Below are 23,235 nucleotides of genomic sequence, written 5' to 3'. Positions count from 1 at the left end.
GGCTTTTTTATATGAAATGCAGTTCAAATGTGGGAGGAAGCCCCCTCCCACGTTGGATCTTCATCGGTCTTACTTGTCTTTGACCAGTTTGACGGCCAACACATCGCACGGCGCGCCGTGCAGTACATCATTGGCAGTAGAACCCAGCAACAACGCCAAACCGTGACGACCATGGCTACCCACCACGATCAAGTCGCAAGCCTTTTCCTTGGCCAAGTGATGGATTTCCTGGCGCGGTTGGCCGTATGTCAGGTGGCAGTCTTCCTTTTTCAGGTGCGGGTATTTGAGAATCAAACGGTCCAGGCGCTCCTTGGCCTGGTCGAATTGTTGTTGCTGCAACTGGGAAAGGTCCATCGGCACGTCACCGCCAAAGGCCATGGCCATGGGCTCGACGATATGCACCAGCGACAGTATGGCGCCATTGGCCAATGCAGATTCCTGTGCGCGCTTGATCACTGGATCGCACTCTTCGGTCAGGTCGACAGCGACCAGAATATGTTCGTAGGGCATGAGGCGTTCCTCCAGGGGGACTGCAATAAATTCAGTATGGCTGCTTTCAAGCGGATCGGCTTGCGTCAGGTCAAATCCGCTCATCAGAAAAATCGGGAGTACACATATGACGGTCTGGATAGTGGTGTCAATCCTTGTCGTGGTTTTGAGCCCTCTGGCATGGCTGCGCCCTTCGCGCCATCAGAGCGGGCGCATGGCCTTGCGCATGGAGGCGCGCCGCATTGGCCTGGCCATGCAACTGGCGCCTCAGGAGTGGCCCCACTGGCTCAAGCATGAGCCGCCAAGCCCGTGCGCGCAGTACTGCCGGCCACGGCGCGGCGGTACGCCGGCGATCTGGAGTTATTGGCAGTTGGAGCCAGGTGTGTGGGTCAATCAGTGGCGCGAAGTGTGTGTGGATGAAAGGTTGTTGCCGCATTTTGCGACGTTGCCGGCCAACGTCTACAAAGTCGACGCCGACAAACAAATGATCGCCCTGTATTGGGGCGAGAAGGGTCAGGCAAGTGACTTGCTGGTCATCGATGCACTGCTCAAGGCATTGGCTTGATAGCACTTGGTTAAAATAAGCAGGCAATAAAAAGCCCGACATCATCATCGGGCTGGAGTTGGCCAGGCAGGCCGGTAAATCAGGGTTTGGCGCGTCGGATGTTGATCCGCGCGCGGTACGGTTGCCGCAAGCCTAGCGGCATATCGCGTTCTGTACAGTCTTTCGTAAAATTTTTGAATTATTGATTTCGTGAATAGTTAGATATTGGCGAGGCGCACGCCTGGGGCGAGGTTCTGAAAATGACTGGAAAGTCGCCTTTTTCCTAGCCTTTCGGGCGATTGACAATTGCCCTGAATTGGATGAAGGTGGCGTACCCAAATCAAACGGGCGTATGAATTGAGCGTTTGTCTGTCAGACCGTTCATACAGAATCCCGACTATCGCATTGGCGGGTGTGCCTGGCGGATTGGCGTGAGCATTGATGCAACTGTCAGTGTCAAACCAGAGGCCAGCGTCCAATGTGTACTGTTCAGCTTCCATATCGTGGAGATCAGTTGATGATTTACGAAGGTAAAGCCATCACGGTTAAGGCTCTTGAAAGTGGCATCGTCGAATTGAAATTCGACCTCAAGGGTGAGTCCGTCAACAAATTCAATCGTCTAACCCTGAACGAACTGCGTCAGGCCGTAGACGCCATCAAAGCAGATGCTTCGGTCAAGGGTGTGATCGTTTCCAGCGGCAAGGACGTGTTCATCGTCGGCGCTGACATCACCGAATTCGTCGACAACTTCAAGCTGCCCGATGCCGAGCTGGTGGCTGGCAACCTCGAAGCCAACAAGATTTTCAGCGATTTCGAAGACCTCAATGTGCCGACCGTTGCCGCCATCAATGGCATCGCACTGGGCGGCGGCCTCGAAATGTGCCTGGCGGCGGATTTTCGCGTCATGGCGGCCACTGCCAAAATCGGCCTGCCTGAAGTCAAGCTGGGCATCTACCCAGGTTTTGGCGGCACCGTGCGCCTGCCACGCCTGATTGGCGCGGACAACGCGATCGAGTGGATTGCCGCCGGCAAGGAAAACAAAGCGGAAGACGCGCTGAAAGTCGGTGCCGTCGACGCTGTGGTTGCCCCGGACAAACTGGCCGAAGCCGCGCTTAACCTGATCAAGGGCGCCATCAGCGGCGAATTTGACTATAAGGCCAAGCGTCAGCCGAAGCTGGAAAAACTCAAGCTCAACGCCATCGAACAAATGATGTCGTTCGAGACCGCCAAAGGTTTCGTGGCTGGCCAGGCCGGCCCGAACTACCCGGCGCCGGTTGAAGCGATCAAGACCATCCAGAAAGCCGCGAACTTCGGTCGCGACAAAGCCCTGGAAGTAGAAGCGGCAGGCTTCGTCAAACTGGCGAAAACCTCGGCTGCCCAAAGCCTGATCGGCCTGTTCCTGAACGATCAGGAACTGAAGAAAAAAGCCAAGGCCTACGACGAAATCGCCAAAGACGTGAAACAGGCCGCCGTGCTCGGCGCCGGGATCATGGGCGGCGGTATCGCCTATCAGTCGGCGTCCAAAGGCACGCCGATCCTGATGAAGGACATCAACGAGCACGGCATCGAGCAGGGCCTGGCGGAAGCCGCCAAACTGCTGGTGGGCCGCGTTGATAAAGGTCGCATGACTGCTGCGAAAATGGCCGAAGTGCTTAACGGTATTCGTCCTACGCTGTCCTACGGCGATTTCGGTCATGTCGACCTGGTGGTCGAAGCGGTTGTCGAGAACCCGAAGGTCAAGCAGGCCGTGCTGGCTGAAGTGGAAGCCCAGGTCAAAGACGACACCATCCTGGCCTCCAACACCTCGACCATTTCCATCTCGCTGCTGGCCAAGGCTCTCAAGCGTCCGGAAAACTTCGTCGGCATGCACTTCTTCAACCCGGTGCACATGATGCCGCTGGTGGAAGTGATCCGTGGCGAGAAGTCCAGCGAGCTGGCCGTTGCCACTACCGTTGCCTACGCCAAGAAAATGGGCAAGAACCCGATCGTGGTCAACGACTGCCCGGGCTTTCTGGTCAACCGCGTACTGTTCCCGTACTTCGGCGGTTTCGCCAAGCTGGTCAGTGCCGGCGTGGACTTTGTGCGTATCGACAAGGTCATGGAAAAATTCGGCTGGCCAATGGGCCCGGCGTACCTGATGGACGTGGTCGGCATCGACACCGGTCATCACGGTCGTGACGTGATGGCTGAAGGTTTCCCGGGCCGCATGAAGGACGACCGTCGCTCGGCTGTCGACGCACTTTACGACGCCAAGCGCCTGGGCCAGAAGAACGGCAAGGGGTTCTACGCCTACGAGGCCGACAAGAAGGGCAAGCAGAAGAAAGTTGCTGACCCGTCGGTGCACGAAGTACTGGCGCCGGTTATCTATGAGCAGCGTGAGGTGTCCGACGAGGACATCATCAACTGGATGATGATCGCGCTGTGCCTGGAAACCGTGCGTTGCCTGGAAGACGGTATCGTCGAGACCGCCGCCGAAGCCGATATGGGCCTGGTGTACGGTATTGGTTTCCCTCCATTCCGTGGCGGTGCGCTGCGTTACATCGACTCGATCGGTGTGGCTGAATTCGTTGCCCTGGCTGATCAATACGCTGATTTGGGCCCGCTGTACCACCCGACCGCGAAGCTGCGTGAAATGGCCAAGAACGGCCAGAGCTTCTTCGGTTAAGCGCCCAAACGACTAGAGCGAGAATATTTATGAGCTTGAATCCAAGAGACGTGGTGATTGTCGACTTCGGTCGCACACCGATGGGCCGCTCCAAGGGCGGCATGCACCGCAACACCCGTGCCGAAGACATGTCGGCGCACTTGATCAGCAAACTGCTGGAACGCAACGTCAAGGTCGACCCGAATGAAGTCGAGGACGTGATCTGGGGTTGCGTCAACCAGACCCTGGAGCAGGGCTGGAACATTGCGCGCATGGCTTCCTTGATGACTCAGATCCCGCACACTGCGGCGGGTCAGACCGTGAGCCGCCTGTGCGGTTCGTCGATGAGCGCGTTGCACACTGCCGCCCAGGCGATCATGACCGGCAATGGTGATGTGTTCGTGGTCGGCGGCGTGGAGCACATGGGCCACGTCAGCATGATGCACGGCGTCGACCCTAACCCGCACATGTCGCTGTACGCGGCAAAAGCCTCGGGCATGATGGGCCTGACCGCGGAAATGCTCGGCAAAATGCATGGCATTACCCGCGAAGCCCAGGACGCGTTCGGCGTGCGCTCTCACCAGCTCGCCCACAAGGCCACCGTGGAAGGCAAGTTCAAGGATGAAATCATCCCGATGAACGGCTACGACGAAAACGGTTTCCTGAAACTGTTTGACTATGACGAAACCATTCGTCCGGACACCACCCTGGAAAGCCTGGCGGCACTTAAACCTGCCTTCAATCCAAAGGGCGGCACCGTGACTGCCGGTACTTCGTCGCAAATCACCGACGGCGCTTCGTGCATGATCGTGATGTCGGCGCAGCGTGCCCAGGACCTGGGTATACAGCCGCTGGCGGTGATCCGCTCGATGGCGGTGGCGGGGGTGGACCCTGCGATCATGGGTTATGGTCCTGTACCGGCCACGCAAAAAGCCTTGAAGCGTGCGGGCCTTTCCATCTCCGATATCGACTTCTTCGAGCTCAACGAAGCTTTCGCCGCACAGGCCCTGCCGGTGCTGAAAGATTTGAAAGTACTCGACAAGATGAACGAGAAGGTTAACCTGCACGGCGGTGCGATCGCCCTGGGCCACCCATTCGGTTGCTCTGGTGCGCGGATTTCTGGCACTTTGCTCAATGTGATGAAGCAGAATGGCGGCAACCTCGGGGTAGCTACCATGTGCATTGGCCTCGGCCAAGGCATTTCCACCGTCTTCGAACGCGTCTGAGCGTTGGGTTGACGGAAGCCGGGGCCCAGTGCCCCGGTTTTTGTTTTTGGGCAGTTTTGTATTTTTTTTTAAACAAATTTTGTAAGAGGGCCGGAGCATGAAAGTCGAACCAGGGCTCTACCAACATTATAAGGGGCCGCAGTACCGTGTTTTCAGTGTGGCGCGGCACTCCGAAACCGAAGAGGAAGTGGTGTTCTACCAAGCTCTGTATGGTGATTACGGCTTTTGGGTGCGCCCCTTGAGCATGTTCCTGGAGTCCGTCGAAGTTGACGGCGAGCAGGTCCCGCGCTTTGCTTTGGTCCAGGCCGAACCCAGTGTTTTTTCAGGGCAATAACGGCAGGTCGCGCAGAATGCTGCGCTTGACCTCACCCGGTTGCCACTATATATAGCGTTGCCGCGTCAGGCGCCAACTGCCTTTCACTTCTCGAATTCAGGAATTTTCCGATCCATGGGCAAATCGCTGGTCATTGTGGAATCCCCGGCTAAGGCCAAGACCATCAACAAGTACTTGGGCAACGAGTACGTGGTGAAGTCGAGTATCGGCCATATCCGAGACCTGCCCACCAGCGGTTCGGCTAGCGCCAGCAAGGAGCCTGCCGCCAAGCGCGGCAAGGCGGCTGCGGGTGAAGGCCCGGTACTCACGCCAAAAGAGAAAGCGCGCAAGCAACTGGTCTCGCGCATGGGTGTGGACCCGGATCATGGCTGGAAGGCCAAGTACGAAATCCTTCCGGGCAAGGAAAAGGTCATCGAAGAGCTGCGCCGGCTCGCCAAAGATGCCGACACCATCTATCTCGCAACGGACTTGGACCGCGAAGGGGAAGCCATTGCCTGGCACCTGCGCGAAGCCATCGGCGGGGATGACAGCCGCTATAAACGCGTGGTGTTTAACGAAATCACCAAAAAAGCCATCCAGGAAGCCTTCTCCAAGCCGGGCGAGTTGGATATCGACCGCGTCAACGCCCAGCAGGCGCGACGTTTTCTCGACCGCGTCGTGGGCTACATGGTCTCGCCGCTGCTGTGGGCCAAGATCGCTCGTGGCCTGTCCGCCGGTCGTGTGCAATCGGTAGCAGTCAAGCTGGTGGTGGAGCGCGAACGTGAGATTCGTGCGTTCAACCCCGAAGAGTACTGGGAAGTCCACGCTGACCTCGGCACCGCCAAGGGCGCCAACGTGCGCTTTGAAGTGGCCCGCGAGAAAGGCGAGGCCTTCAAGCCGCTGAACGAAGCCCAGGCCATGGCCGCGCTGGAAAAGCTCAAGGCATCCAGTTACAGCATCGTCAAGCGTGAAGACAAACCGACCAGCAGCAAGCCGTCGGCGCCGTTCATCACCTCCACCCTGCAACAGGCCGCGAGTAACCGCCTGGGCTTCGGTGTGAAGAAAACCATGATGATGGCCCAGCGTCTGTACGAAGCCGGCTACATCACGTACATGCGTACCGACTCCACCAACCTGTCGCAAGACGCGGTGGCGATGGCGCGCACCTATATTGAAAGCGAATTCGGCAAGAAGTACCTGCCGGAGAAGCCAAACGTCTACAGCAGCAAGGAAGGCGCCCAGGAGGCTCACGAAGCGATTCGTCCTTCCGACGCCAACACCACGCCGGCCAAGCTGAGCGGCATGGAGCGTGATGCTGAGCGCCTCTATGAGCTGATCTGGCGCCAGTTCCTGGCTTGCCAGATGCTGCCGGCGCAATACCTGTCCACCACCGTGAGCGTGGGCGCCGGCGACTTCGAGCTGCGTGCCAAGGGCCGTATCCTCAAGTTCGACGGCTATACCCGTGTGATGCCGCAAATCGCCAAACCGGGCGATGACGATGTGCTACCGGACATGGCCCAGGGCGACACGTTGAAGCTGATCAAGCTCGATCCGTCGCAGCACTTCACCAAGCCGCCGGCGCGTTACTCGGAAGCCAGCCTGGTCAAGGAAATGGAAAAACGCGGTATCGGTCGTCCTTCGACCTACGCGGCCATCATTTCCACCATCCAGGACCGTGGCTACGTGGCGCTGCACAACCGTCGGTTCTATTCGGAAAAGATGGGTGACATCGTCACCGAGCGTCTGTCCGAGAGTTTCTCCAACCTGATGGACTACGGCTTCACCGCCGGCATGGAAGAGAACCTCGATGACGTGGCCCAGGGCGAGCGTGACTGGAAAAACGTGCTGGACGAGTTCTACGGCGACTTCAAAAAGAAACTCGAAGTGGCCGAAAGCCCTGACAGCGGCATGCGTGCCAACCAGCCGGTGATGACCGACATCCCGTGCCAGACCTGCGGCCGCCCGATGCAGATTCGTACCGCATCCACCGGTGTGTTCCTCGGTTGCTCGGGCTACAGCCTGCCGCCAAAAGAGCGCTGCAAGGCCACGGTCAACCTGGTGCCGGGTGATGAAATCGCTGCCGATGACGAAGGTGAATCCGAGTCGCTGGTATTGCGTGGCAAGCACCGTTGCCCAATCTGCAGCACGGCGATGGATGCCTACCTGCTCGACGAGAAGCACAAGTTGCATATCTGCGGTAACAACCCGGATTGCAACGGCTACGAGATTGAAGAGGGCACTTATCGCATCAAGGGCTACGAAGGTCCGAGCCTGGAATGCGACAAGTGCGGCAGCGAGATGCAGCTCAAGACCGGTCGTTTCGGCAAGTTCTTCGGCTGCACCAACCCGACCTGCAAGAACACCCGCAAACTGCTCAAAAGCGGTGACGCAGCGCCGCCGAAGATGGACCCGGTGAAGATGCCTGAACTCAAGTGCGAGAAGGTCAACGACACCTACATCCTGCGTGACGGTGCCTCGGGGTTGTTCCTGGCTGCCAGCCAGTTCCCGAAAAACCGCGAGACCCGTGCACCGCTGGTGTTGGAGATCGTGCCGCACAAGGATGAGATCGATCCGAAGTACCACTTCCTGTGTGAAGCGCCGAAGAAGGATCCGGATGGTCGTCCAGCCGTGATCCGCTACAGCCGTAAAACCAAGGAGCAGTACGTGCAGACCGAAGTGGACGGTAAGCCTACCGGCTGGAAAGCGTTCTACGACGGTGGCAAGTGGAAAGTCGAGGACAAGCGCCAGGGCGCTTGATCCGCCGGAGACGCCGACGCTTGAGTGTGGGGGCTTGCTCCCGATAGCGGTGCATCAGTCTATATACACGTCGACTGGTATACCGCTATCGGGAGCAAGCCCCTTTTGCATCTGCGTGGTTCTGTAAGTGAAGTTTCTTCTCACGTAAGCGGCCGTTCATGGCACTTGCAGTGGGCTCGGCTGATCCGTGACACTGTTCAGCCAGCATCCTGCCTCATTCGTTGTGGAGATTGCCGTATGGCCAACGAACTCTATACCCGTACCAATCAGAAAATTTACTTCGCGGGTTTGTCTCTGGAGGCCCTTGGCCGTGCGGAGGAAGGCAAGGAGATGAATGCTATCGCGCTGGTCCAGGCAGGGCGCGAGGCGGCGTTGTTCCACTTGTACGGCGCCTTGCTCGGGCTGTGCCATGAGATCGCAGGGTTCTACCGTTTGCCCCAGGCCGGTTCGCCTCGTGCGGAAATGATCATGAACCATGAAGTGCTGGAGTCCATGGCCATCCCCGAATTGGCCGAGCTGGTAGAGATGGCTCAGAGCCCCGACAGCTGGGTGGCGCGTTTGCTCAAGGCCCATGCTGATATGTTCCAGCCGCCGCGTGTTCCCCATGTGCCTAAGGGTGACGTCACTCAACCGCTGATCGTAGCGGTAGCCTTGGACGAGGAGGAGCCCCAGCCACTGAGTCGGGCGGAGCTGGAAGGTTGGCGGCAAGAGCTGAAGAAGATGGCACTGCGCTTTCGTGAAGGTCTTAACGAGTGCTAATAGCGGCTCGGACTCAAAAAGCACCGTTCATCAAGCTGTAAAGAAACCTGTTCAGATCCTCAGCGAGGCTGGGTGTATGACTGATATAATCCCGGCCTTTCGTGGAGAACAGACTTTTATGCCGACGTCCTTTCTGGAAATTGTTGAACTGCCTGACGGTCGAATCGAACTGCGCCGGGCCGAGGACGAAGGTTCTCTGGTTACTCTGGATTTTTCCGAAGACGCCAAAGTGTTTCTGCAAGGCCAGCACGTGGAAGTGGCAAAAGCCATGTTGAGCGTGGGTGTGCAGATGGCCGGTCGGTTGGCGGAAGGCGAACCGGAAAAAGACGACGGACCGCGGATTCTTCACTGAGTCTCGTGGTGAACGGGCTTTAGTGGCGAGCCCGATCACTACAGGCCAAGCCTGTGATTTTATCCCAATCGAATATTCAAACTCTGCGCATCCCCTGTGCGCGCAGCACTGATCAACTGCTGTTTGGCCGTCGCGTTCAACGGGTTCAACCAGCTCACCACCGTGTGGCTACGCCCCAGGCGCAGCGCTTCACAAGTCAACTGCTGGGCGCTTTGCGTACCGCGTGGTTGCAGTAGCAGGATGCGCTCGCGGTTCAGGCCGGCATCCCGCAGCCAGGCCTGGGTGAGGCTGGCGGGCGGGGCGATCAACGTTAGCCAGCGGGCATCCTGCTCTTCGCTCAACTCACGCAGTATCGGTGCCAGCAGGCTCAGGCAGCTTCCGGCAGCGCCGCGCAACGACAGTTCACTGAACGCCTCAGGTTCGGCGCTCCAGGGCGCCTCGACTGTTTCCTTGAGAGTAGGCACAAGGGGTTGGGCCATAAAGGCTTCGAACAGCGACAGTTGCGTGTGTTGTGGGGTGTGCACGAGCTGCATGATGCCTCCTTTAGCGGCGAATAACGCCGACGCTCAGGCCTTCGATCACCAGGTCCTGGTCTTTCAGATTCACTTCAATCGGGGCGAATTCAGGGTTCTCGGCCAGCAGCCAGACCTTGCTGCCTTCACGCTTGAAGCGTTTGACCGTGACTTCATCACCGATACGCGCGACGACGATCTGGCCATTGCGGGCCTCGCGGGTGGTGTGAACGGCCAGCAGGTCGCCATCGAAGATACCCACGTCCTTCATGCTCATGCCATGTACCCGCAACAGATAGTCGGCGCGCGGGTGGAAGAAGGTCGGGTTGATGTTGCAGGATTCCTCGACGTGCTGCTGCGCCAGGATCGGCGCACCGGCGGCGACGCGGCCAATGATCGGCAGTGTCGATTCGTCGGCCTTGGCTTCGAAACCAGGGATGCGAATACCTCGCGAGGCACCGGGGGTCATTTCGATCGCACCTTTGCGAGCGAGGGCCTTGAGGTGTTCTTCGGCGGCATTGGGGGACTTGAACCCCAGTTCCAGCGCAATCTCGGCTCGTGTCGGCGGATAACCGTTGTCATCGAGGCAGCGCTTGATAAAAGCCAGAATCTCAGCTTGGCGTGGCGTCAGTTTTAGCATGTTGATCGCTCTGTCTTTTTATACAGTGACTGGGATTATATACAGTGAACTGCGCTTGGCAATCATCCTTTTACATGACTCCGCTGGACGGTCATTGGTCCGCCGTCCTACGCCGTTGAGATAGCGCTGCCTACAGACCTGAAAGGATGTGATTAAATAGCGCTCAAATAGATGACTGCCCGGCCGCAAAACGAACCTGCAGGCTTGACAAGACACACCCTGAAACGTATGTTTCAAACAAGTGTTTGTCAGGCGGAGTAGCCATGGCCCAGTCGGAAACCGTTGAACGCATTCTCGATGCTGCCGAGCAATTGTTCGCGGAAAAAGGATTTGCCGAAACTTCATTGCGGCTTATCACCAGCAAGGCCGGGGTCAACCTTGCCGCAGTGAACTACCATTTCGGCTCGAAAAAGGCCCTGATCCAGGCGGTGTTCTCGCGCTTTTTGGGCCCGTTCTGCGCCAGTCTCGACCGCGAACTGGAGCGTCGCCAAGCCAAGGCCGACAACAAGCCCAGCCTGGAAGAACTGCTGGAAATCCTCGTCGAGCAGGCCTTGGTGGTTCAGCCTCGCAGCGGCAATGACCTGTCGATCTTCATGCGTTTGTTGGGCTTGGCGTTCAGCCAGAGCCAGGGTCACTTGCGTCGTTATTTGGAAGACATGTACGGCAAGGTGTTCCGTCGCTATATGCTGCTGGTCAACGACGCCGCGCCGCGTATTCCGCCGATCGAATTGTTCTGGCGCGTGCACTTCATGCTCGGTGCGGCCGCGTTCAGCATGTCCGGGATCAAGGCGTTGCGCGCGATTGCCGAGACCGATTTTGGCGTCAACACGTCCATCGAGCAGGTGATGCGCCTGATGGTGCCGTTCCTCGCCGCCGGCATGCGCGCCGAAACCGGTGTGACCGACCCGACCATGGCCGCCGCACAGTTGCGCCCACGCAGCAAAACCGTGCCGGTTCCCGCCAAGGTTTGACCGCTCCGGGTGTGCGCGGCCGCTTGCATCCGCTAAGCTAGCCGCCATGCCGATTTCAGCTATTTACTCGCAACCCGTTGTACCTCGCTGTGCTTATTGCGCCGCTTGAGGGCAACGGGTTGTGCGCGTTATTTAAGGAAGGTTTATGACTGCTGCCCTGCAAGGTTCTTTGATGGTCGACGTTGCCGGTACCTGGCTGACGGCCGAGGATCGCCACCTGTTGCGCCAGCCGGAAGTGGGTGGCGTGATCATTTTTGCGCGCAATATCGAACACCCGCGCCAAGTGCGGGAGCTGAGTGCGGCGGTTCGCGCGGTGCGCCCGGACCTGCTGCTGGCTGTCGACCAAGAGGGCGGTCGGGTACAGCGCCTGCGCCAGGGCTTTGTGCGTCTGCCGGCCATGCGCGCGTTGGCGGACAACCCCAACGCTGAGTACCTGGCCGAACAGTGCGGCTGGGTCATGGCCACCGAAGTGCTGGCCGTCGGCCTGGACCTGAGCTTCGCCCCGGTGCTGGACCTGGACTACCAGCGCAGCGCCGTGGTGGGCACGCGTTCTTTCGAGGGCGATCCCGAGCGCGCCGCCGTGCTTGCCGGGGCGTTTATTCGTGGCATGAACAGCGCGGGTATGGCCGCTACCGGCAAGCATTTCCCTGGCCACGGTTGGGCTGAGGCCGATTCCCACGTCGCCATTCCCAATGACGAACGCAGCCTGGAACAGATTCGCGCGAATGACCTGATACCTTTCGCACGTTTGAGCAAGCAACTGGCGGCGGTGATGCCGGCGCATGTGATCTACCCGCAGGTCGACGCCCAGCCCGCCGGCTTTTCGCGCCGCTGGCTGCAGGAGATTCTGCGTGGCGAGCTGCAATTTGACGGGGTGATTTTCAGCGATGATCTGTCCATGGCCGGTGCCCATGTGGTTGGTGACGCAGCCAGTCGCATAGAAGCGGCGCTGACCGCCGGTTGCGACATGGGGTTGGTGTGCAATGATCGCGCGGCTGCCGAGCTGGCACTCACCGCAGCGCAGCGCATGAATGTCAAGCCGTCGGCACGGATCGCGCGCATGCGCGGCCAGGGGATCGCTTCACCGGACTACAAGCAGGATCCGCGTTGGTTGGCGGCGCTGACTGCTCTGAGGGCCGCCCAACTCATCGAATGATTGGGCATCCGGCGCACTCTAACCGCGCTTCTCTTGTTTAGTGGGCAACGGCGCAAACAGCGCTTCGATATCTTCGTTGCCCAACTGCCAGTCCCCGGTGGTACGTCCATCCAGCACGCCCGCTGCCAAGTCGGATTTTTCTTTCTGCAGGTGCTGGATTTTCTCCTCCACCGTGCCGCGGGCAATCATCTTGTAGACGAATACCGGCTTCTCTTGCCCGATGCGATACGCACGGTCGGTGGCCTGGTTTTCCGTGGCCGGGTTCCACCAAGGGTCGTAGTGGATCACGGTATCGGCTTCGGTCAGGTTCAGGCCGACACCGCCTGCCTTCAGGCTGATCAGAAAAATCTGCAGCTTGCCGCTTTGGAAATCCTTCACCGGCGTGCGTCGATCACGGGTCTGGCCGGTCAGCAGGGCGTAGGCAATCCCGCGTTTTTTCAGTTCTGCTTCGATCAGGCTCAGCATCGAGGTGAACTGGGAAAACAACAGGATGCGCCGGCCTTCGGCAAACAGCTCCTCAAGCATTTCCAGCAGGCTGTCGAGTTTGCCCGAGGTGCTGCCACGGGCGGGCAGGGTAGCGTCGTTGATCAGGCGCAAATCGCAACACACCTGGCGCAGCTTGAGCAGCGCCTCAAGAATGATGATCTGGCTGCGCGCCACGCCCTTGCGGGTGATCTCGTCGCGGACTTTTTTGTCCATGGCCAGGCGCATGGTTTCGTACACGTCGCGCTGCGCTTCGTTGAGGTCCACCCAGTGGATGATCTCGGTCTTGGGCGGCAATTCCGTGGCCACCTGTTCCTTGGTACGCCGCAGCAGGAACGGCTTGATCCGACCATTGAGGTGCTGCAATCGCACCTCGCTGCCGCGTTTTTCGATGGGCACGCGGTAATCGCGGTTGAAGCTTTTTACGTCGCCCAGCCAGCCCGGCAACAGGAAGTGGAACAGCGACCACAGCTCACCCAAGTGGTTTTCCAGTGGCGTGCCACTCAGGCACAGGCGTTGCCGCGCGTTCAGCTCGCTTGCGGCCTGGGCGGCCTTGCTGGAGGGGTTCTTGATGTACTGGGCTTCATCGAGAATCAGCACATGCAAGGGCAGGGCGGCCAGCCGTTCGATGTCCTTGGGCAGCAGCGCATAGGTGGTCAGCAGCAGGTCGTAATCCTGCAGGTTGTCGAAATGCTTCTTGCGCCCGGCACCGTACAGCGCCAGCACTTTCAATTGTGGAGTGAAGTGCGCCGCCTCATCGAGCCAATTGGGGATCAGGCTCGTGGGCATGACCACCATGCACGGCCGATCCAGGCGCCCGGCGATCTTTTCGCTCAGCATATGTGCCAAGGTCTGCAGGGTTTTGCCCAGGCCCATGTCATCCGCGAGAATGCCACCGACGTCGAGCTGGCGCAGCGACTGCATCCAGCTCAAGCCTTCCAGCTGATAGGGGCGCAGCGTCGCATTCAAGCCTTCGGGCGCCACACACGTGAAGTCCTTGATATCCCGCAGGCGCTGGGCGAAGTGGCGGATCTTCTCGCCACCCTCCCACTGCAGGGGCAGGTCTTGCAGAGGGTTCAAGCGAATCGCATCGGCCTTGGCCAGGCGCAGGGTGGTGGTGCCGGGCTCTTGCAGGTAGAACTCGCCCAATGTGGCCAGCACCGGTTTCAGGCGGCCGTAGGGCAGTGCCACTTGCAGGGGGCCGTGGCCGCCGTTGGGCAAGCCGGGAATGTTCACCAGGATCAGTTCGTCATCGCGGCGGCGCGCGACTTTTTCCGGGTTGAGGATCTCGATGTGGGAGCGCATCAGGTTCAGCAGGATCGGTAGCAGGCTCAGGCGTTCACCGTTGACGATGATCCCCAGCTCCAGGTCGAACCAGTCACGCTCGGGCCCTTCATCGACGGTGGCGTACCAGTCATCGACCGGGCTCAGGTCGAAGCCGAAATCCTCATCGATCTGCAACTCCCACCCCGCGCTGCGCAAGGTGGGCGATGCATTGAGGGTGAAGTTCAGCCAGGCGCTGTCATTGACCATCTCGAACAGCTCGCCGGCGCTTTCAGGCAAGGCCTTGCTTTGGCGCGTGGCGATTTTGAAGCCCAGCAGGCGCAGTTGCTCGCGATAGCGCTGCTCCAGCTCGGGATGCCGCTTGATGCGCAGGCTCTGGGTTTCCTGGCGCACAATAATGTCGGCGTTCTTCTGCCCGCTGACATAGTTGCCCAAATAGTTGAACGACAGCGCCGCGCGGTGCTGGATATAGCGCTGCATCTTGCCGTTGCGCGGCTCAAACGCACTGAATTCGACACTGGCCAGCCACAGGCGCGGGATCGGTAGCACATCGTCCATCACCACTTGCGGCAGCACCACGCGGTTATCCAGCACGGCCTGGAGTTTTTGCAACAACTCGGCATCCTGGGCCGCTGCCGGGTAGGCCAGGGTTTCCTGGACTTTGAGCAGCACGGCCGCGATGTGTTTGCAGTTGGTGTGCACCGGGCAGGTACAGCGGCTGTCCACCAGGATCAACGTGCCCTTGGCTGACTCGCGCAGTGAAATGGTCTGCCGATAAACGTTGCCGCCCGAGCCTTCGCAATTGGCGATGATGGTGCTGTCGCCGGATTCGACGATGCGCACGCGGTTCTCCAAGGCATACCGCCGCCCGCGCTCCAGGCTTTGCTCTTTGAAGCGATTGGCCCACGAAGGGGCCAGGGGCTTGGTCAACGACGACGTCAGGGGCATGGCGCTGGATCAGTCCTGGATGTCGGGCGGTGGTGCGCTGGGTGGCTTGGCGGTCAGCGAGGTAATCTTGATCAGCAGCGCCAGGTGGCCGCCATCCAGGTAATTGAGCTGATTGTTCTTGGTGCGCACGTCGGTCTGGCTCAGGTGTTCGCTGGCGATCACGCTGGCGTTGCTGTCGAACTGGTTGACCCAGAACTGCGCATCGATATCGGTGAAGCGGCCCAGTTGCAGGCTCAATGTGCCCTCAATGGGAAACTGGCCGAACTGCTCCTGACCGTCGGTGATCGCGATTTTCACCGGCTGCTCGCCCAGGTTCTGCTCCCAGGTTTTATGCGCCAGCACGGTGTAGCTGCTATCGGCATTGAGCTTGTCGACGATGTTGTTCAGGCGCGGCGGGCTCATTTTATCGCCCAGGCGCACGGCCCCGGCATCCCAGTTTTCCGGCGCGGCGCGGCTGTTGATCACGGGCTCCGCGTTCTGGCGTACCAAAATCATTTCTACCAGGTACGGGCTGTCGGCGAAGGCCGAAGGCGCCACGACTACCAACAACAAGCTCAGCATGCGGAACAAGCGCATTGGGGCGTCCTTCAAACAGATTTCGGAATGAGGCGCTCAAACAACGCCTCCAGGGTATTGAAGCGTTCTTCGGCACGTTCCATCGGCACCATGAATTTGAACAGCGTAGCCCCTTCGAACTTGTAGCGGTTGGGCTGGCCCTGGATCAACTTGATCAGCACCAAGGGATCTACCGGCGTCTGCGCTTCGAACTCGATACGCCCGCCCTGAGGCCCGGCGTCGACTTTCTTTATTCCCAACTGCTCGGCCTGCAGTTTGAGCAGCGTCAGGCGCACAAGGTTCTTGGTCGGTTCCGGCAGCAGGCCGAAGCGGTCGATCATCTCGACCTGCAAATCCTTGAGGCCTTCTTCGTCGGTGGCCGAGGCGATGCGCTTGTACAGGATCAGCCGCGCGTGCACGTCGGGCAGGTAGTCTTCGGGAATCAAGGCCGGTAGGCGCAGGTTGATTTCCGGGCCACCGCCCAGGGGTTGGTCGAGGTTCGGTTGTTCACCCTTGCGGATGGCTTTCACGGCGCGCTCGAGCATTTCCATATAAAGGGTGAAACCCACCGCCTGGATCTGCCCGCTCTGGCCGTCGCCCAGCAGTTCGCCGGCGCCACGGATTTCGAGGTCGTTGGTGGCCAGCACAAACCCTGCGCCCAGGTCCTGGGTGTTGGCGATAGCTTCCAGGCGCTTTTCTGCGTCGGAGGTGATCTGTTGGCGCGGCGGCGTCAGCAGGTAGGCATAAGCCTGGTGGTGACTGCGCCCAACGCGGCCGCGCAGCTGATGCAGTTGCGCCAGGCCGAACTTGTCGGCGCGCTCGATGATGATGGTATTGGCGCTCGGCACGTCGATGCCGGTCTCGATGATGGTCGAGGCGATCAGCACGTTGAAGCGCTTGTGGTAGAAGTCGCTCATCACCTGTTCGAGTTCGCGCTCGCGCATCTGCCCGTGGCCGATGGCGATGCGTGCTTCGGGCACCAGTTCGGCGAGGTCGGCGGCGCATTTCTCGATGGTCTTCACGTCGTTGTGCAGGTAGTACACCTGGCCGCCGCGCAGCAGTTCGCGCAGCAGGGCTTCTTTGACCGTGCTTTTGTTCTGTTCCATGACGAAGGTGCGCACCGACAGGCGTCGCGCCGGCGGCGTGGCGATGATCGACAGGTCGCGCATGCCCGACACGGCCATGTTCAGGGTGCGTGGGATTGGCGTTGCAGTGAGCGTAAGAATGTCGACTTCACTGCGCAGGGCCTTGAGCTGTTCTTTTTGCCGTACGCCAAAGCGGTGTTCTTCGTCGATGATCACTAGGCCCAGGTTCTTGATCTTCACATCGTCCGACAGCAGCTTGTGGGTGCCGATCACGATGTCGATCTTGCCTTCGGCCAAATCGGCGACGGCCGCGTTCACTTCCTTGGCCGACTTGAAGCGGCTCATCACTTCGACGGTTACCGGCCAGTCGGCAAAGCGATCGCGGAAGCTGTTGTAGTGCTGCTGGGCGAGCAGGGTGGTCGGTACCAGGATCGCCACTTGGCGGCCGCCGTGCACGGCAATAAAGGCGGCGCGCATGGCCACTTCGGTTTTGCCGAAGCCTACGTCGCCGCAGACAAGGCGGTCCATCGGCTTGGGCGCGAGCATGTCGGCGCGCACCGCTTCGATGGTGGTTTGCTGGTCTGGGGTTTCTTCGAAGGCGAAGCCGGCGCTGAAGGTGGCGTAGTCGGCTTTCGGGTCGGCGAACGCATACCCTTCGCGGGCCGCGCGGCGCGCATAAATGTCGAGCAGTTCGGCGGCCACGTCGCGCACCTGTTCGGCGGCCTTGCGCTTGGCTTTCTGCCAAGTCTCGGAGCCCAGGCGGTGCAGCGGTGCCAGGGCGTCGTCGCTGCCGGTGTAGCGGGCGATCAGGTGCAGGTTGGCCACTGGCACGTAGAGTTTGGCGCCCTCGGCGTATTCCATGGTGAGGAATTCGGCTGCCTGGTTATCGATCTCCAGGGTCTGCAAACCGAGGTAGCGACCGACGCCGTGGTCGATATGCACCACCGGCGCGCCTTCGCGCAACTCTGTGAGGTTCTTGATCACCGCGTCGTTGTTGGCGTCGGCGCGTTTTTCACGGCGACGACGCTGCATCACGCGCTGGCCGAACAGTGGGCTCTCGGCGATCAGGGCCAGGGCCGGGTCGTCCAGCAACAAGCCTTCATCCAGGGGGGCGATGGTGATCGCCAGGCGCTCTTTGCTGCTGATGAAGTCCGGCCAGCTGTCGACGGTTTTCGGCCGCAGCTTCAGGCGCTCCAGCAGCTCCAGCAGCACTTCACGGCGCCCGGCGGATTCGGCGGTAAACAGCACGCGGCCGGGGAAGCCACCCAGGAAGTTCGACAGCGCTTCCAGCGGCTGGTTGGCCTTGGCTTCAATCGCCAGGTTTGGCAACGCTTGCGCCGGGAAACGTTCGCGGCCACCGCCTGCGTCCACGTCCTGTTGGCTGGCGACCACGCGCGGCCAGTTTTTGAGGCGTGCGAAGCAGTCTTCCACCGGCAGGAACAGTTCGGCGGGCGGCAGTAAAGGCCGGGAGGGGTCGACGCGGCGTTCTTCGTAGCGGTTGCGCACGTCGTTCCAGAAGTTCTCGGCCGCTTGCTCAATGCCTGGCAGCGAGAACACTTGGGTGTCCTGGGGCAGGTAATCGAACAGGGTCGAGGTTTCGTCGAAGAACAACGGCAGGTAGTACTCGATACCGGCCGGCGTAATCCCGCTGCTCAAGTCCTGGAAGATCGGGCAGCGGCGGAAGTCCACGTCGAAGCGCTCGCGAAAGCGCGCCTTGAAACGGGTGACCGCATCTTTTTGCAGTGGAAATTCCCGCGCCGGCAACAGCTTGACCGATTCCACCTTGTCGATGGAACGCTGGTTTTCCGGATCGAAGGTGCGCAGGGTCTCGATTTCGTCATCGAACAGGTCGATGCGGTACGGTAACTTGCTGCCCATCGGGAACAGGTCGATCAGGGCGCCGCGCACCGCGAACTCGCCGTGCTCGTACACCGTGTCGACGCAACGGTAACCGCTGGCTTCCAGGCGTGTGCGCATCTGTTCCACATCGAGCTTCTGGCCGATATCCAGCACCAGGCTGCTGCCCAGCAGGAACTTGGTCGGCGCCAGGCGATGCAGCGCCGTGGTGATCGGCACCACCAGCACGCCGTGGGCCAGTTCCGGCAAGCGGTACAGGCTGGCGATGCGCTGGGAGATGATGTCCTGGTGCGGCGAGAACAGGTCGTAGGGCAGGGTTTCCCAGTCGGGAAAATGCAGCACCGGCAAATCGGGGGCGAAGAAGCTCAGCTCCTGCTCCAACCGTTCGGCACTTTGGCTGTCGGCGGTGAGCAGCAGGGTAAAGCGCTTGGCTGCGCTGGCAGCCTCGGCGATGGCCAGGCTCAGGGCGGCACCGGGCAGGTTGCCCCAATGCTGTTTACCTGCCGCGGCAGGGAGTAGCGGTAGACGCAGAACGGGCACGGAAGGTTGAGCTCCAAGCGTTGCGACAAAGTCGGTAATTGTAGCGGCCCGAGGTGCCGCCTGTCAGTTGCTGACTGTGTGTAATGCGGTTTGTAGGAAATGTAGTGGTTAAGACAAACAATGCAGCCTTTTGACTCAATATGTAGTGCCAAACGGCGCGGATATTTCGGAGGGTTACGGACAAGTCGGCAGGCTTGTGCCAATGGTGGCCTTCTGAAACCCGCGTATTTCCTGGCCTGTAGCGGGGTGGTATTTTTTTGCAAGGGCTTTTTGTTGCCCGTCGCGCATTGCTCAACGCGCAGTCGGGCGACATAATGTAGCCCCTTTTTTCAGCCCCTACATGTGGAAGGTTCCCGTGACTCAGAAGCCCGACCAGTGTCTTGGTGAATGGATCGACCGTGAAGCACTCGCAGAAGCGATGATCCCGCTTATCGGTCAGCTGTACCGCAATAACAATGTGGTGAGCTCGATCTATGGCCGCAGCCTGATCAACCAGTCTGTCATCGCGATTCTCAAGGCGCACCGCTTTGCGCGCCATCGCTCCGCCGACGACAGCGAACTCTCCGTCCACGAAACATTCCCACTGCTCAAGGCCATGAGTGAGCTCAAGCTCGGCGCGGCCTCGGTAGACCTGGGCAAGTTGGCGTACAAATTCCGCAACGAAGGCAATGGCCGCAGCGCCGAGCAGTTCGTGCGTGAAGAAATGGCCGATGTGGTTGGCCAGCAAAACGCGGCGGCCCGCAAAGGCACCGACGTTGTGCTGTACGGCTTCGGTCGTATCGGCCGCCTGCTGGCGCGCATCCTGATCGAAAAAACCGGCGGCGGCGACGGCCTGCGCCTGCGTGCGATCGTGGTGCGCAAAGGCGCCGAAAACGACCTGACCAAACGCGCCAGCCTGTTGCGTCGCGATTCGGTACACGGCTCGTTCAACGGCACCATCACCATTGACGAAGAAAACAACACCATCACCGCCAACGGTAACCTGATCCAGGTGATCTACGCGAAAAACCCGACTGAGGTGGATTACACCCAGTACGGCATCCAGAACGCCCTGCTGGTGGACAACACCGGCGTATGGCGTGATGCCGAGGGCCTGGGCCAGCACCTCGCATGCCCGGGTGTTGACCGTGTTGTGCTGACCGCGCCTGGCAAGGGCAAGCTCAAGAACATCGTGCACGGTATCAACCACGCCGAAATCACCGCTGACGACAAGATCGTGTCCGCCGCTTCCTGCACCACCAACGCCATCGTGCCGGTGCTCAAGGCAGTGAACGACAAGTTCGGCATCGTTAACGGTCACGTTGAAACCGTTCACTCGTACACCAACGACCAGAACCTGATCGACAACTTCCACAAAGGCGATCGCCGTGGTCGCAGCGCCGCGTTGAACATGGTGATCACCGAGACCGGTGCCGCCACCGCTGCTGCCAAGGCCCTGCCTGAGCTGGCCGGCAAGCTGACCGGTAACGCGATCCGCGTGCCGACGCCGAACGTGTCGATGGCCATTCTCAACCTGAACCTTGAGAAAGCCGCCACCCGTGAAGAGATGAACGAGTACCTGCGCTACATGGCGCTGCACTCCGACCTGCACAAGCAGATCGACTTCGTCAACTCGCAGGAAGTGGTGTCCACCGACTTCGTGGGCTCGCGCCACGCCGGTGTGGTGGACGCGGAAGCGACCATCACCCAGGACAACCGCGTTGTGCTGTACGTGTGGTACGACAACGAGTTCGGCTACAGCTGCCAGGTGGTTCGCGTGATGGAAGACATGGCCGGGGTCAACCCGCCTGCGTTTCCGCGCTAAGCCTGAGTGCTGAATGAAAAAGCCCCGACTGGTTCGGGGCTTTTTTATGGCTGGTGGTTTGTGGTGTGGGTATGGGCCTCATCGGGAGCAAGCCCCCTCTCACAGTTTGATTTGTGAATATATTCAAATGTGGGAAGAGGCTTGGTAGCTCAGCCGACGCATCAATTGAGCAACTGCCCACGCAAACTGTCCGACAACCCCTTCGGTGCCAGCCAGATACCCATATAGGCTTTCGCCAATTCAGTATCCCGACTGCTGAACACCACCTGGCCATTGATCTCCAGGTTCAAACCGCGCCCCGACCGAAAATCCAGGGCGTAACGATCCCCGCTGCGGATATTGCGAAAGCGCGCATGCAGTTGATCCAGCTCAGGCTTCAAACGAGCACTGGCTTGCTGGCGCTCCAACGTCGCGGTGGCGGCTTTGATCACATCCTTTCGGTCGATGTCGCGAAAGTAATACAACACAAGGCGCAGGTCCTGTTGTTGGGCCCAGGCCTGTCTGGCGCTCACATCCGCAGAGGCATACAACGCGGCTGCGTATACATCGGCCCACAGATACGTGAGCACCGCCTGGTTTTTGCGGGCCAGGCCCTCGAACTGTGCGGGGAAATCAGCATGCTTGAGTCGATTCGCATCGTTGGCGTGAGCCGTGATCGACATCATCAGCATCAAACAGATAAAGAGTTGTCGCATAATGGCTCATCCTGAAATTGGCGCTGATTTGCGTCATGTAGTATGGCAATACTGGCCTACGACGCGACCAAGGGTTAATGTGCGCGGCGTTGAGCCTTATATAGACTGTGCCCCGGTTCACACACTTGAGCCAAATTGTCCTTCATGCCCGCTGGCCGCGGCATGATTTAGCCCGGCGTCCAACCGTACGCCTGGCCTGTTCTGAGGAGTACGCATGGCTGTCTACAACTACGACGTGGTGGTACTGGGTTCCGGCCCGGCTGGAGAAGGTGCGGCGATGAATGCCGCCAAAGCTGGGCGCAAGGTCGCGATGGTCGATAGCCGTCGCCAGGTCGGCGGTAACTGCACCCACCTGGGCACCATCCCGTCCAAGGCCTTGCGTCACTCGGTCCGCCAGATCATGCAGTTCAACACCAACCCGATGTTCCGGGCCATTGGTGAGCCGCGCTGGTTCTCGTTCCCGGACGTATTGAAAAGCGCCGAAAAAGTCATTTCCAAGCAAGTCGCTTCGCGCACCGGCTACTACGCCCGTAACCGTGTCGACCTGTTCTTCGGCACCGGCAGCTTCGCCGACGAGCAAACCATTGAAGTGGTGTGCTCCAACGGCGTGGTCGAGAAACTGGTGGCCAAGCACATCATCATCGCCACCGGTTCGCGCCCGTATCGCCCGGCGGACATCGATTTCCACCACCCGCGCATCTACGATAGCGACACCATCCTGAGCCTGGGCCACACCCCGCGCAAACTGATTATCTACGGCGCCGGCGTGATCGGCTGTGAATATGCCTCGATCTTCAGCGGCCTGGGTGTGCTGGTGGAGCTGGTGGACAACCGCGACCAGTTGCTGAGCTTCCTCGACTCGGAAATTTCCCAGGCGTTGAGCTACCACTTCAGCAACAACAACATCACCGTGCGCCACAACGAAGAGTACGAGCGCGTCGAAGGCCTGGACAACGGTGTGATCCTGCACCTCAAGTCCGGCAAGAAGATCAAGGCCGACGCCTTGCTGTGGTGCAACGGCCGTACCGGCAACACCGACAAGCTGGGCATGGAAAACATCGGGGTCAAGGTCAACAGCCGTGGCCAAATCGAGGTGGATGAGAACTATCGCACCTGCGTGCCGAACATCTACGGCGCCGGTGATGTGATCGGTTGGCCGAGCCTGGCCAGTGCGGCGCATGACCAGGGCCGTTCGGCGGCCGGCAGCATTGTCGATAATGGCAGCTGGCGTTACGTCAACGATGTGCCGACCGGGATCTACACGATTCCCGAGATCAGCTCGATCGGCAAGAACGAGCACGAGTTGACCAAGGCCAAGGTGCCTTACGAAGTAGGCAAGGCGTTCTTCAAGAGCATGGCGCGTGCGCAGATCGCCGGCGAGCCGCAAGGCATGCTGAAGATCCTGTTCCACCGCGAGACCCTGGAAGTGCTCGGCGTGCATTGCTTTGGCTATCAGGCTTCAGAAATCGTGCACATCGGCCAGGCGATCATGAACCAGCCGGGTGAGCAAAATACCCTCAAGTATTTTGTGAACACCACGTTCAACTACCCGACCATGGCCGAAGCCTATCGGGTCGCCGCCTACGACGGCCTCAACCGGCTTTTTTGAGCGGCTCCGGCC

General features: G+C 59.8%; 18 protein-coding genes. 11 read left to right on the top strand and 7 right to left on the bottom strand.

From position 1 onward, the window contains the following. Positions 1–69: 69 nt before the first annotated feature. On the bottom strand, positions 70–510 hold the full coding sequence (locus AB4N98_RS05255; protein ID WP_026067164.1) for a universal stress protein: 441 nt from the start codon (positions 508–510) through the stop codon (positions 70–72). A 106-nt stretch (positions 511–616) separates the two neighbouring features. On the opposite strand from AB4N98_RS05255, the gene AB4N98_RS05250 reads away from it, so the two are divergent. The 7 genes from AB4N98_RS05250 (at position 617) to AB4N98_RS05220 (ending at position 9,084) form a co-directional block, all read left to right on the top strand. After that, the gene (locus AB4N98_RS05250) at positions 617–1,054 is read left to right on the top strand and encodes a hypothetical protein (protein ID WP_460149295.1); all 438 of its coding nucleotides are present in this window, start codon (positions 617–619) and stop codon (positions 1,052–1,054) included. Between the two features lie 496 nt (positions 1,055–1,550). After that, complete coding sequence (gene fadB, locus AB4N98_RS05245; protein WP_460149294.1) at positions 1,551–3,698, top strand: fatty acid oxidation complex subunit alpha FadB; 2,148 nt, start codon at positions 1,551–1,553, stop codon at positions 3,696–3,698. Between the two features lie 29 nt (positions 3,699–3,727). After that, positions 3,728–4,903: an acetyl-CoA C-acyltransferase FadA gene (gene fadA / locus AB4N98_RS05240; RefSeq protein WP_003172567.1), complete on the top strand. Its 1,176-nt coding sequence runs from the start codon at positions 3,728–3,730 to the stop codon at positions 4,901–4,903. 97 nt (positions 4,904–5,000) lie between these two features. Beyond that, positions 5,001–5,237 carry a DUF1653 domain-containing protein gene (locus tag AB4N98_RS05235; RefSeq protein WP_017526656.1) on the top strand — a complete coding sequence of 79 codons (237 nt, stop codon included), beginning with the start codon at positions 5,001–5,003 and terminating at the stop codon, positions 5,235–5,237. A gap of 114 nt (positions 5,238–5,351) precedes the next feature. Beyond that, the gene (gene topA, locus AB4N98_RS05230; RefSeq protein ID WP_017526655.1) at positions 5,352–7,973 is read left to right on the top strand and encodes a type I DNA topoisomerase; all 2,622 of its coding nucleotides are present in this window, start codon (positions 5,352–5,354) and stop codon (positions 7,971–7,973) included. 237 nt (positions 7,974–8,210) lie between these two features. Beyond that, positions 8,211–8,732 carry a DUF6586 family protein gene (locus AB4N98_RS05225; RefSeq protein WP_017526654.1) on the top strand — a complete coding sequence of 174 codons (522 nt, stop codon included), beginning with the start codon at positions 8,211–8,213 and terminating at the stop codon, positions 8,730–8,732. A 118-nt stretch (positions 8,733–8,850) separates the two neighbouring features. Beyond that, a complete protein-coding gene (locus tag AB4N98_RS05220) occupies positions 8,851–9,084 on the top strand; it encodes a hypothetical protein (RefSeq protein WP_017526653.1) in 234 nt (77 codons plus the stop codon). 59 nt (positions 9,085–9,143) lie between these two features. Here AB4N98_RS05220 and sulA read toward each other — a convergent pair whose 3' ends face one another. Next, positions 9,144–9,617, bottom strand: coding sequence for an SOS-induced cell division inhibitor SulA (sulA, locus tag AB4N98_RS05215; protein WP_017526652.1), 474 nt, complete (start codon positions 9,615–9,617; stop codon positions 9,144–9,146). Between the two features lie 10 nt (positions 9,618–9,627). Continuing rightward, positions 9,628–10,236 (bottom strand): transcriptional repressor LexA, encoded by a 609-nt coding sequence (gene lexA, locus AB4N98_RS05210; RefSeq protein WP_003172575.1) that lies wholly within the window; start codon positions 10,234–10,236, stop codon positions 9,628–9,630. Between the two features lie 263 nt (positions 10,237–10,499). Between lexA and AB4N98_RS05205 the strand changes: the two genes are divergently transcribed. Continuing rightward, complete coding sequence (locus AB4N98_RS05205; protein ID WP_065877050.1) at positions 10,500–11,207, top strand: TetR/AcrR family transcriptional regulator; 708 nt, start codon at positions 10,500–10,502, stop codon at positions 11,205–11,207. 145 nt (positions 11,208–11,352) lie between these two features. Beyond that, positions 11,353–12,363 carry a beta-N-acetylhexosaminidase gene (gene nagZ / locus AB4N98_RS05200; protein WP_017526650.1) on the top strand — a complete coding sequence of 337 codons (1,011 nt, stop codon included), beginning with the start codon at positions 11,353–11,355 and terminating at the stop codon, positions 12,361–12,363. 18 nt (positions 12,364–12,381) lie between these two features. Here nagZ and AB4N98_RS05195 read toward each other — a convergent pair whose 3' ends face one another. The 3 genes from AB4N98_RS05195 to mfd are packed head-to-tail and all read right to left on the bottom strand — an operon-like array spanning position 12,382 to position 19,115. Continuing rightward, entirely contained in the window at positions 12,382–15,078 is a 2,697-nt protein-coding gene (locus tag AB4N98_RS05195; RefSeq protein WP_068937304.1) for a DEAD/DEAH box helicase, read from the bottom strand. Between the two features lie 9 nt (positions 15,079–15,087). Continuing rightward, entirely contained in the window at positions 15,088–15,654 is a 567-nt protein-coding gene (locus tag AB4N98_RS05190; RefSeq protein WP_017526648.1) for a CsiV family protein, read from the bottom strand. A gap of 11 nt (positions 15,655–15,665) precedes the next feature. Beyond that, entirely contained in the window at positions 15,666–19,115 is a 3,450-nt protein-coding gene (gene mfd / locus AB4N98_RS05185) for a transcription-repair coupling factor (RefSeq protein WP_017526647.1), read from the bottom strand. A gap of 340 nt (positions 19,116–19,455) precedes the next feature. Between mfd and AB4N98_RS05180 the strand changes: the two genes are divergently transcribed. After that, positions 19,456–20,919 carry a glyceraldehyde-3-phosphate dehydrogenase gene (locus tag AB4N98_RS05180; protein WP_017526646.1) on the top strand — a complete coding sequence of 488 codons (1,464 nt, stop codon included), beginning with the start codon at positions 19,456–19,458 and terminating at the stop codon, positions 20,917–20,919. 161 nt (positions 20,920–21,080) lie between these two features. Here AB4N98_RS05180 and AB4N98_RS05175 read toward each other — a convergent pair whose 3' ends face one another. Further along, positions 21,081–21,614, bottom strand: coding sequence for a chalcone isomerase family protein (locus tag AB4N98_RS05175; RefSeq protein ID WP_460149293.1), 534 nt, complete (start codon positions 21,612–21,614; stop codon positions 21,081–21,083). Positions 21,615–21,828: 214 nt separating this feature from the next. On the opposite strand from AB4N98_RS05175, the gene sthA reads away from it, so the two are divergent. Further along, on the top strand, positions 21,829–23,223 hold the full coding sequence (sthA, locus tag AB4N98_RS05170) for a Si-specific NAD(P)(+) transhydrogenase (protein ID WP_017526644.1): 1,395 nt from the start codon (positions 21,829–21,831) through the stop codon (positions 23,221–23,223). The last annotated feature ends 12 nt before the right edge of the window (positions 23,224–23,235 follow it).

The sequence above is a fragment of the Pseudomonas sp. S3_E10 genome (genome assembly GCF_054667615.1).
The sequence above is the reverse complement of the archived record's forward strand: the minus strand, read 5'-3'. Positions and strand labels throughout refer to the sequence as shown.

Excerpts from the sequence above, each read along its gene's own strand:
- AB4N98_RS05205 (WP_065877050.1), top strand. The coding sequence starts at position 10,500 with ATGGCCCAGTCGGAAACCGTTGAACGCATTCTCGATGCTGCCGAGCAA.
- AB4N98_RS05190 (WP_017526648.1), bottom strand. The coding sequence starts at position 15,654 with ATGCGCTTGTTCCGCATGCTGAGCTTGTTGTTGGTAGTCGTGGCGCCT.
- AB4N98_RS05220 (WP_017526653.1), top strand. The coding sequence starts at position 8,851 with ATGCCGACGTCCTTTCTGGAAATTGTTGAACTGCCTGACGGTCGAATC.
- nagZ (WP_017526650.1), top strand. The coding sequence starts at position 11,353 with ATGACTGCTGCCCTGCAAGGTTCTTTGATGGTCGACGTTGCCGGTACC.
- AB4N98_RS05180 (WP_017526646.1), top strand. The coding sequence starts at position 19,456 with ATGTGGAAGGTTCCCGTGACTCAGAAGCCCGACCAGTGTCTTGGTGAA.
- fadA (WP_003172567.1), top strand. The coding sequence starts at position 3,728 with ATGAGCTTGAATCCAAGAGACGTGGTGATTGTCGACTTCGGTCGCACA.
- lexA (WP_003172575.1), bottom strand. The coding sequence starts at position 10,236 with ATGCTAAAACTGACGCCACGCCAAGCTGAGATTCTGGCTTTTATCAAG.
- AB4N98_RS05235 (WP_017526656.1), top strand. The coding sequence starts at position 5,001 with ATGAAAGTCGAACCAGGGCTCTACCAACATTATAAGGGGCCGCAGTAC.
- AB4N98_RS05175 (WP_460149293.1), bottom strand. The coding sequence starts at position 21,614 with ATGCGACAACTCTTTATCTGTTTGATGCTGATGATGTCGATCACGGCT.
- fadB (WP_460149294.1), top strand. The coding sequence starts at position 1,551 with ATGATTTACGAAGGTAAAGCCATCACGGTTAAGGCTCTTGAAAGTGGC.
- AB4N98_RS05250 (WP_460149295.1), top strand. The coding sequence starts at position 617 with ATGACGGTCTGGATAGTGGTGTCAATCCTTGTCGTGGTTTTGAGCCCT.
- AB4N98_RS05195 (WP_068937304.1), bottom strand. The coding sequence starts at position 15,078 with ATGCCCCTGACGTCGTCGTTGACCAAGCCCCTGGCCCCTTCGTGGGCC.
- sulA (WP_017526652.1), bottom strand. The coding sequence starts at position 9,617 with ATGCAGCTCGTGCACACCCCACAACACACGCAACTGTCGCTGTTCGAA.
- sthA (WP_017526644.1), top strand. The coding sequence starts at position 21,829 with ATGGCTGTCTACAACTACGACGTGGTGGTACTGGGTTCCGGCCCGGCT.
- AB4N98_RS05225 (WP_017526654.1), top strand. The coding sequence starts at position 8,211 with ATGGCCAACGAACTCTATACCCGTACCAATCAGAAAATTTACTTCGCG.
- topA (WP_017526655.1), top strand. The coding sequence starts at position 5,352 with ATGGGCAAATCGCTGGTCATTGTGGAATCCCCGGCTAAGGCCAAGACC.
- AB4N98_RS05255 (WP_026067164.1), bottom strand. The coding sequence starts at position 510 with ATGCCCTACGAACATATTCTGGTCGCTGTCGACCTGACCGAAGAGTGC.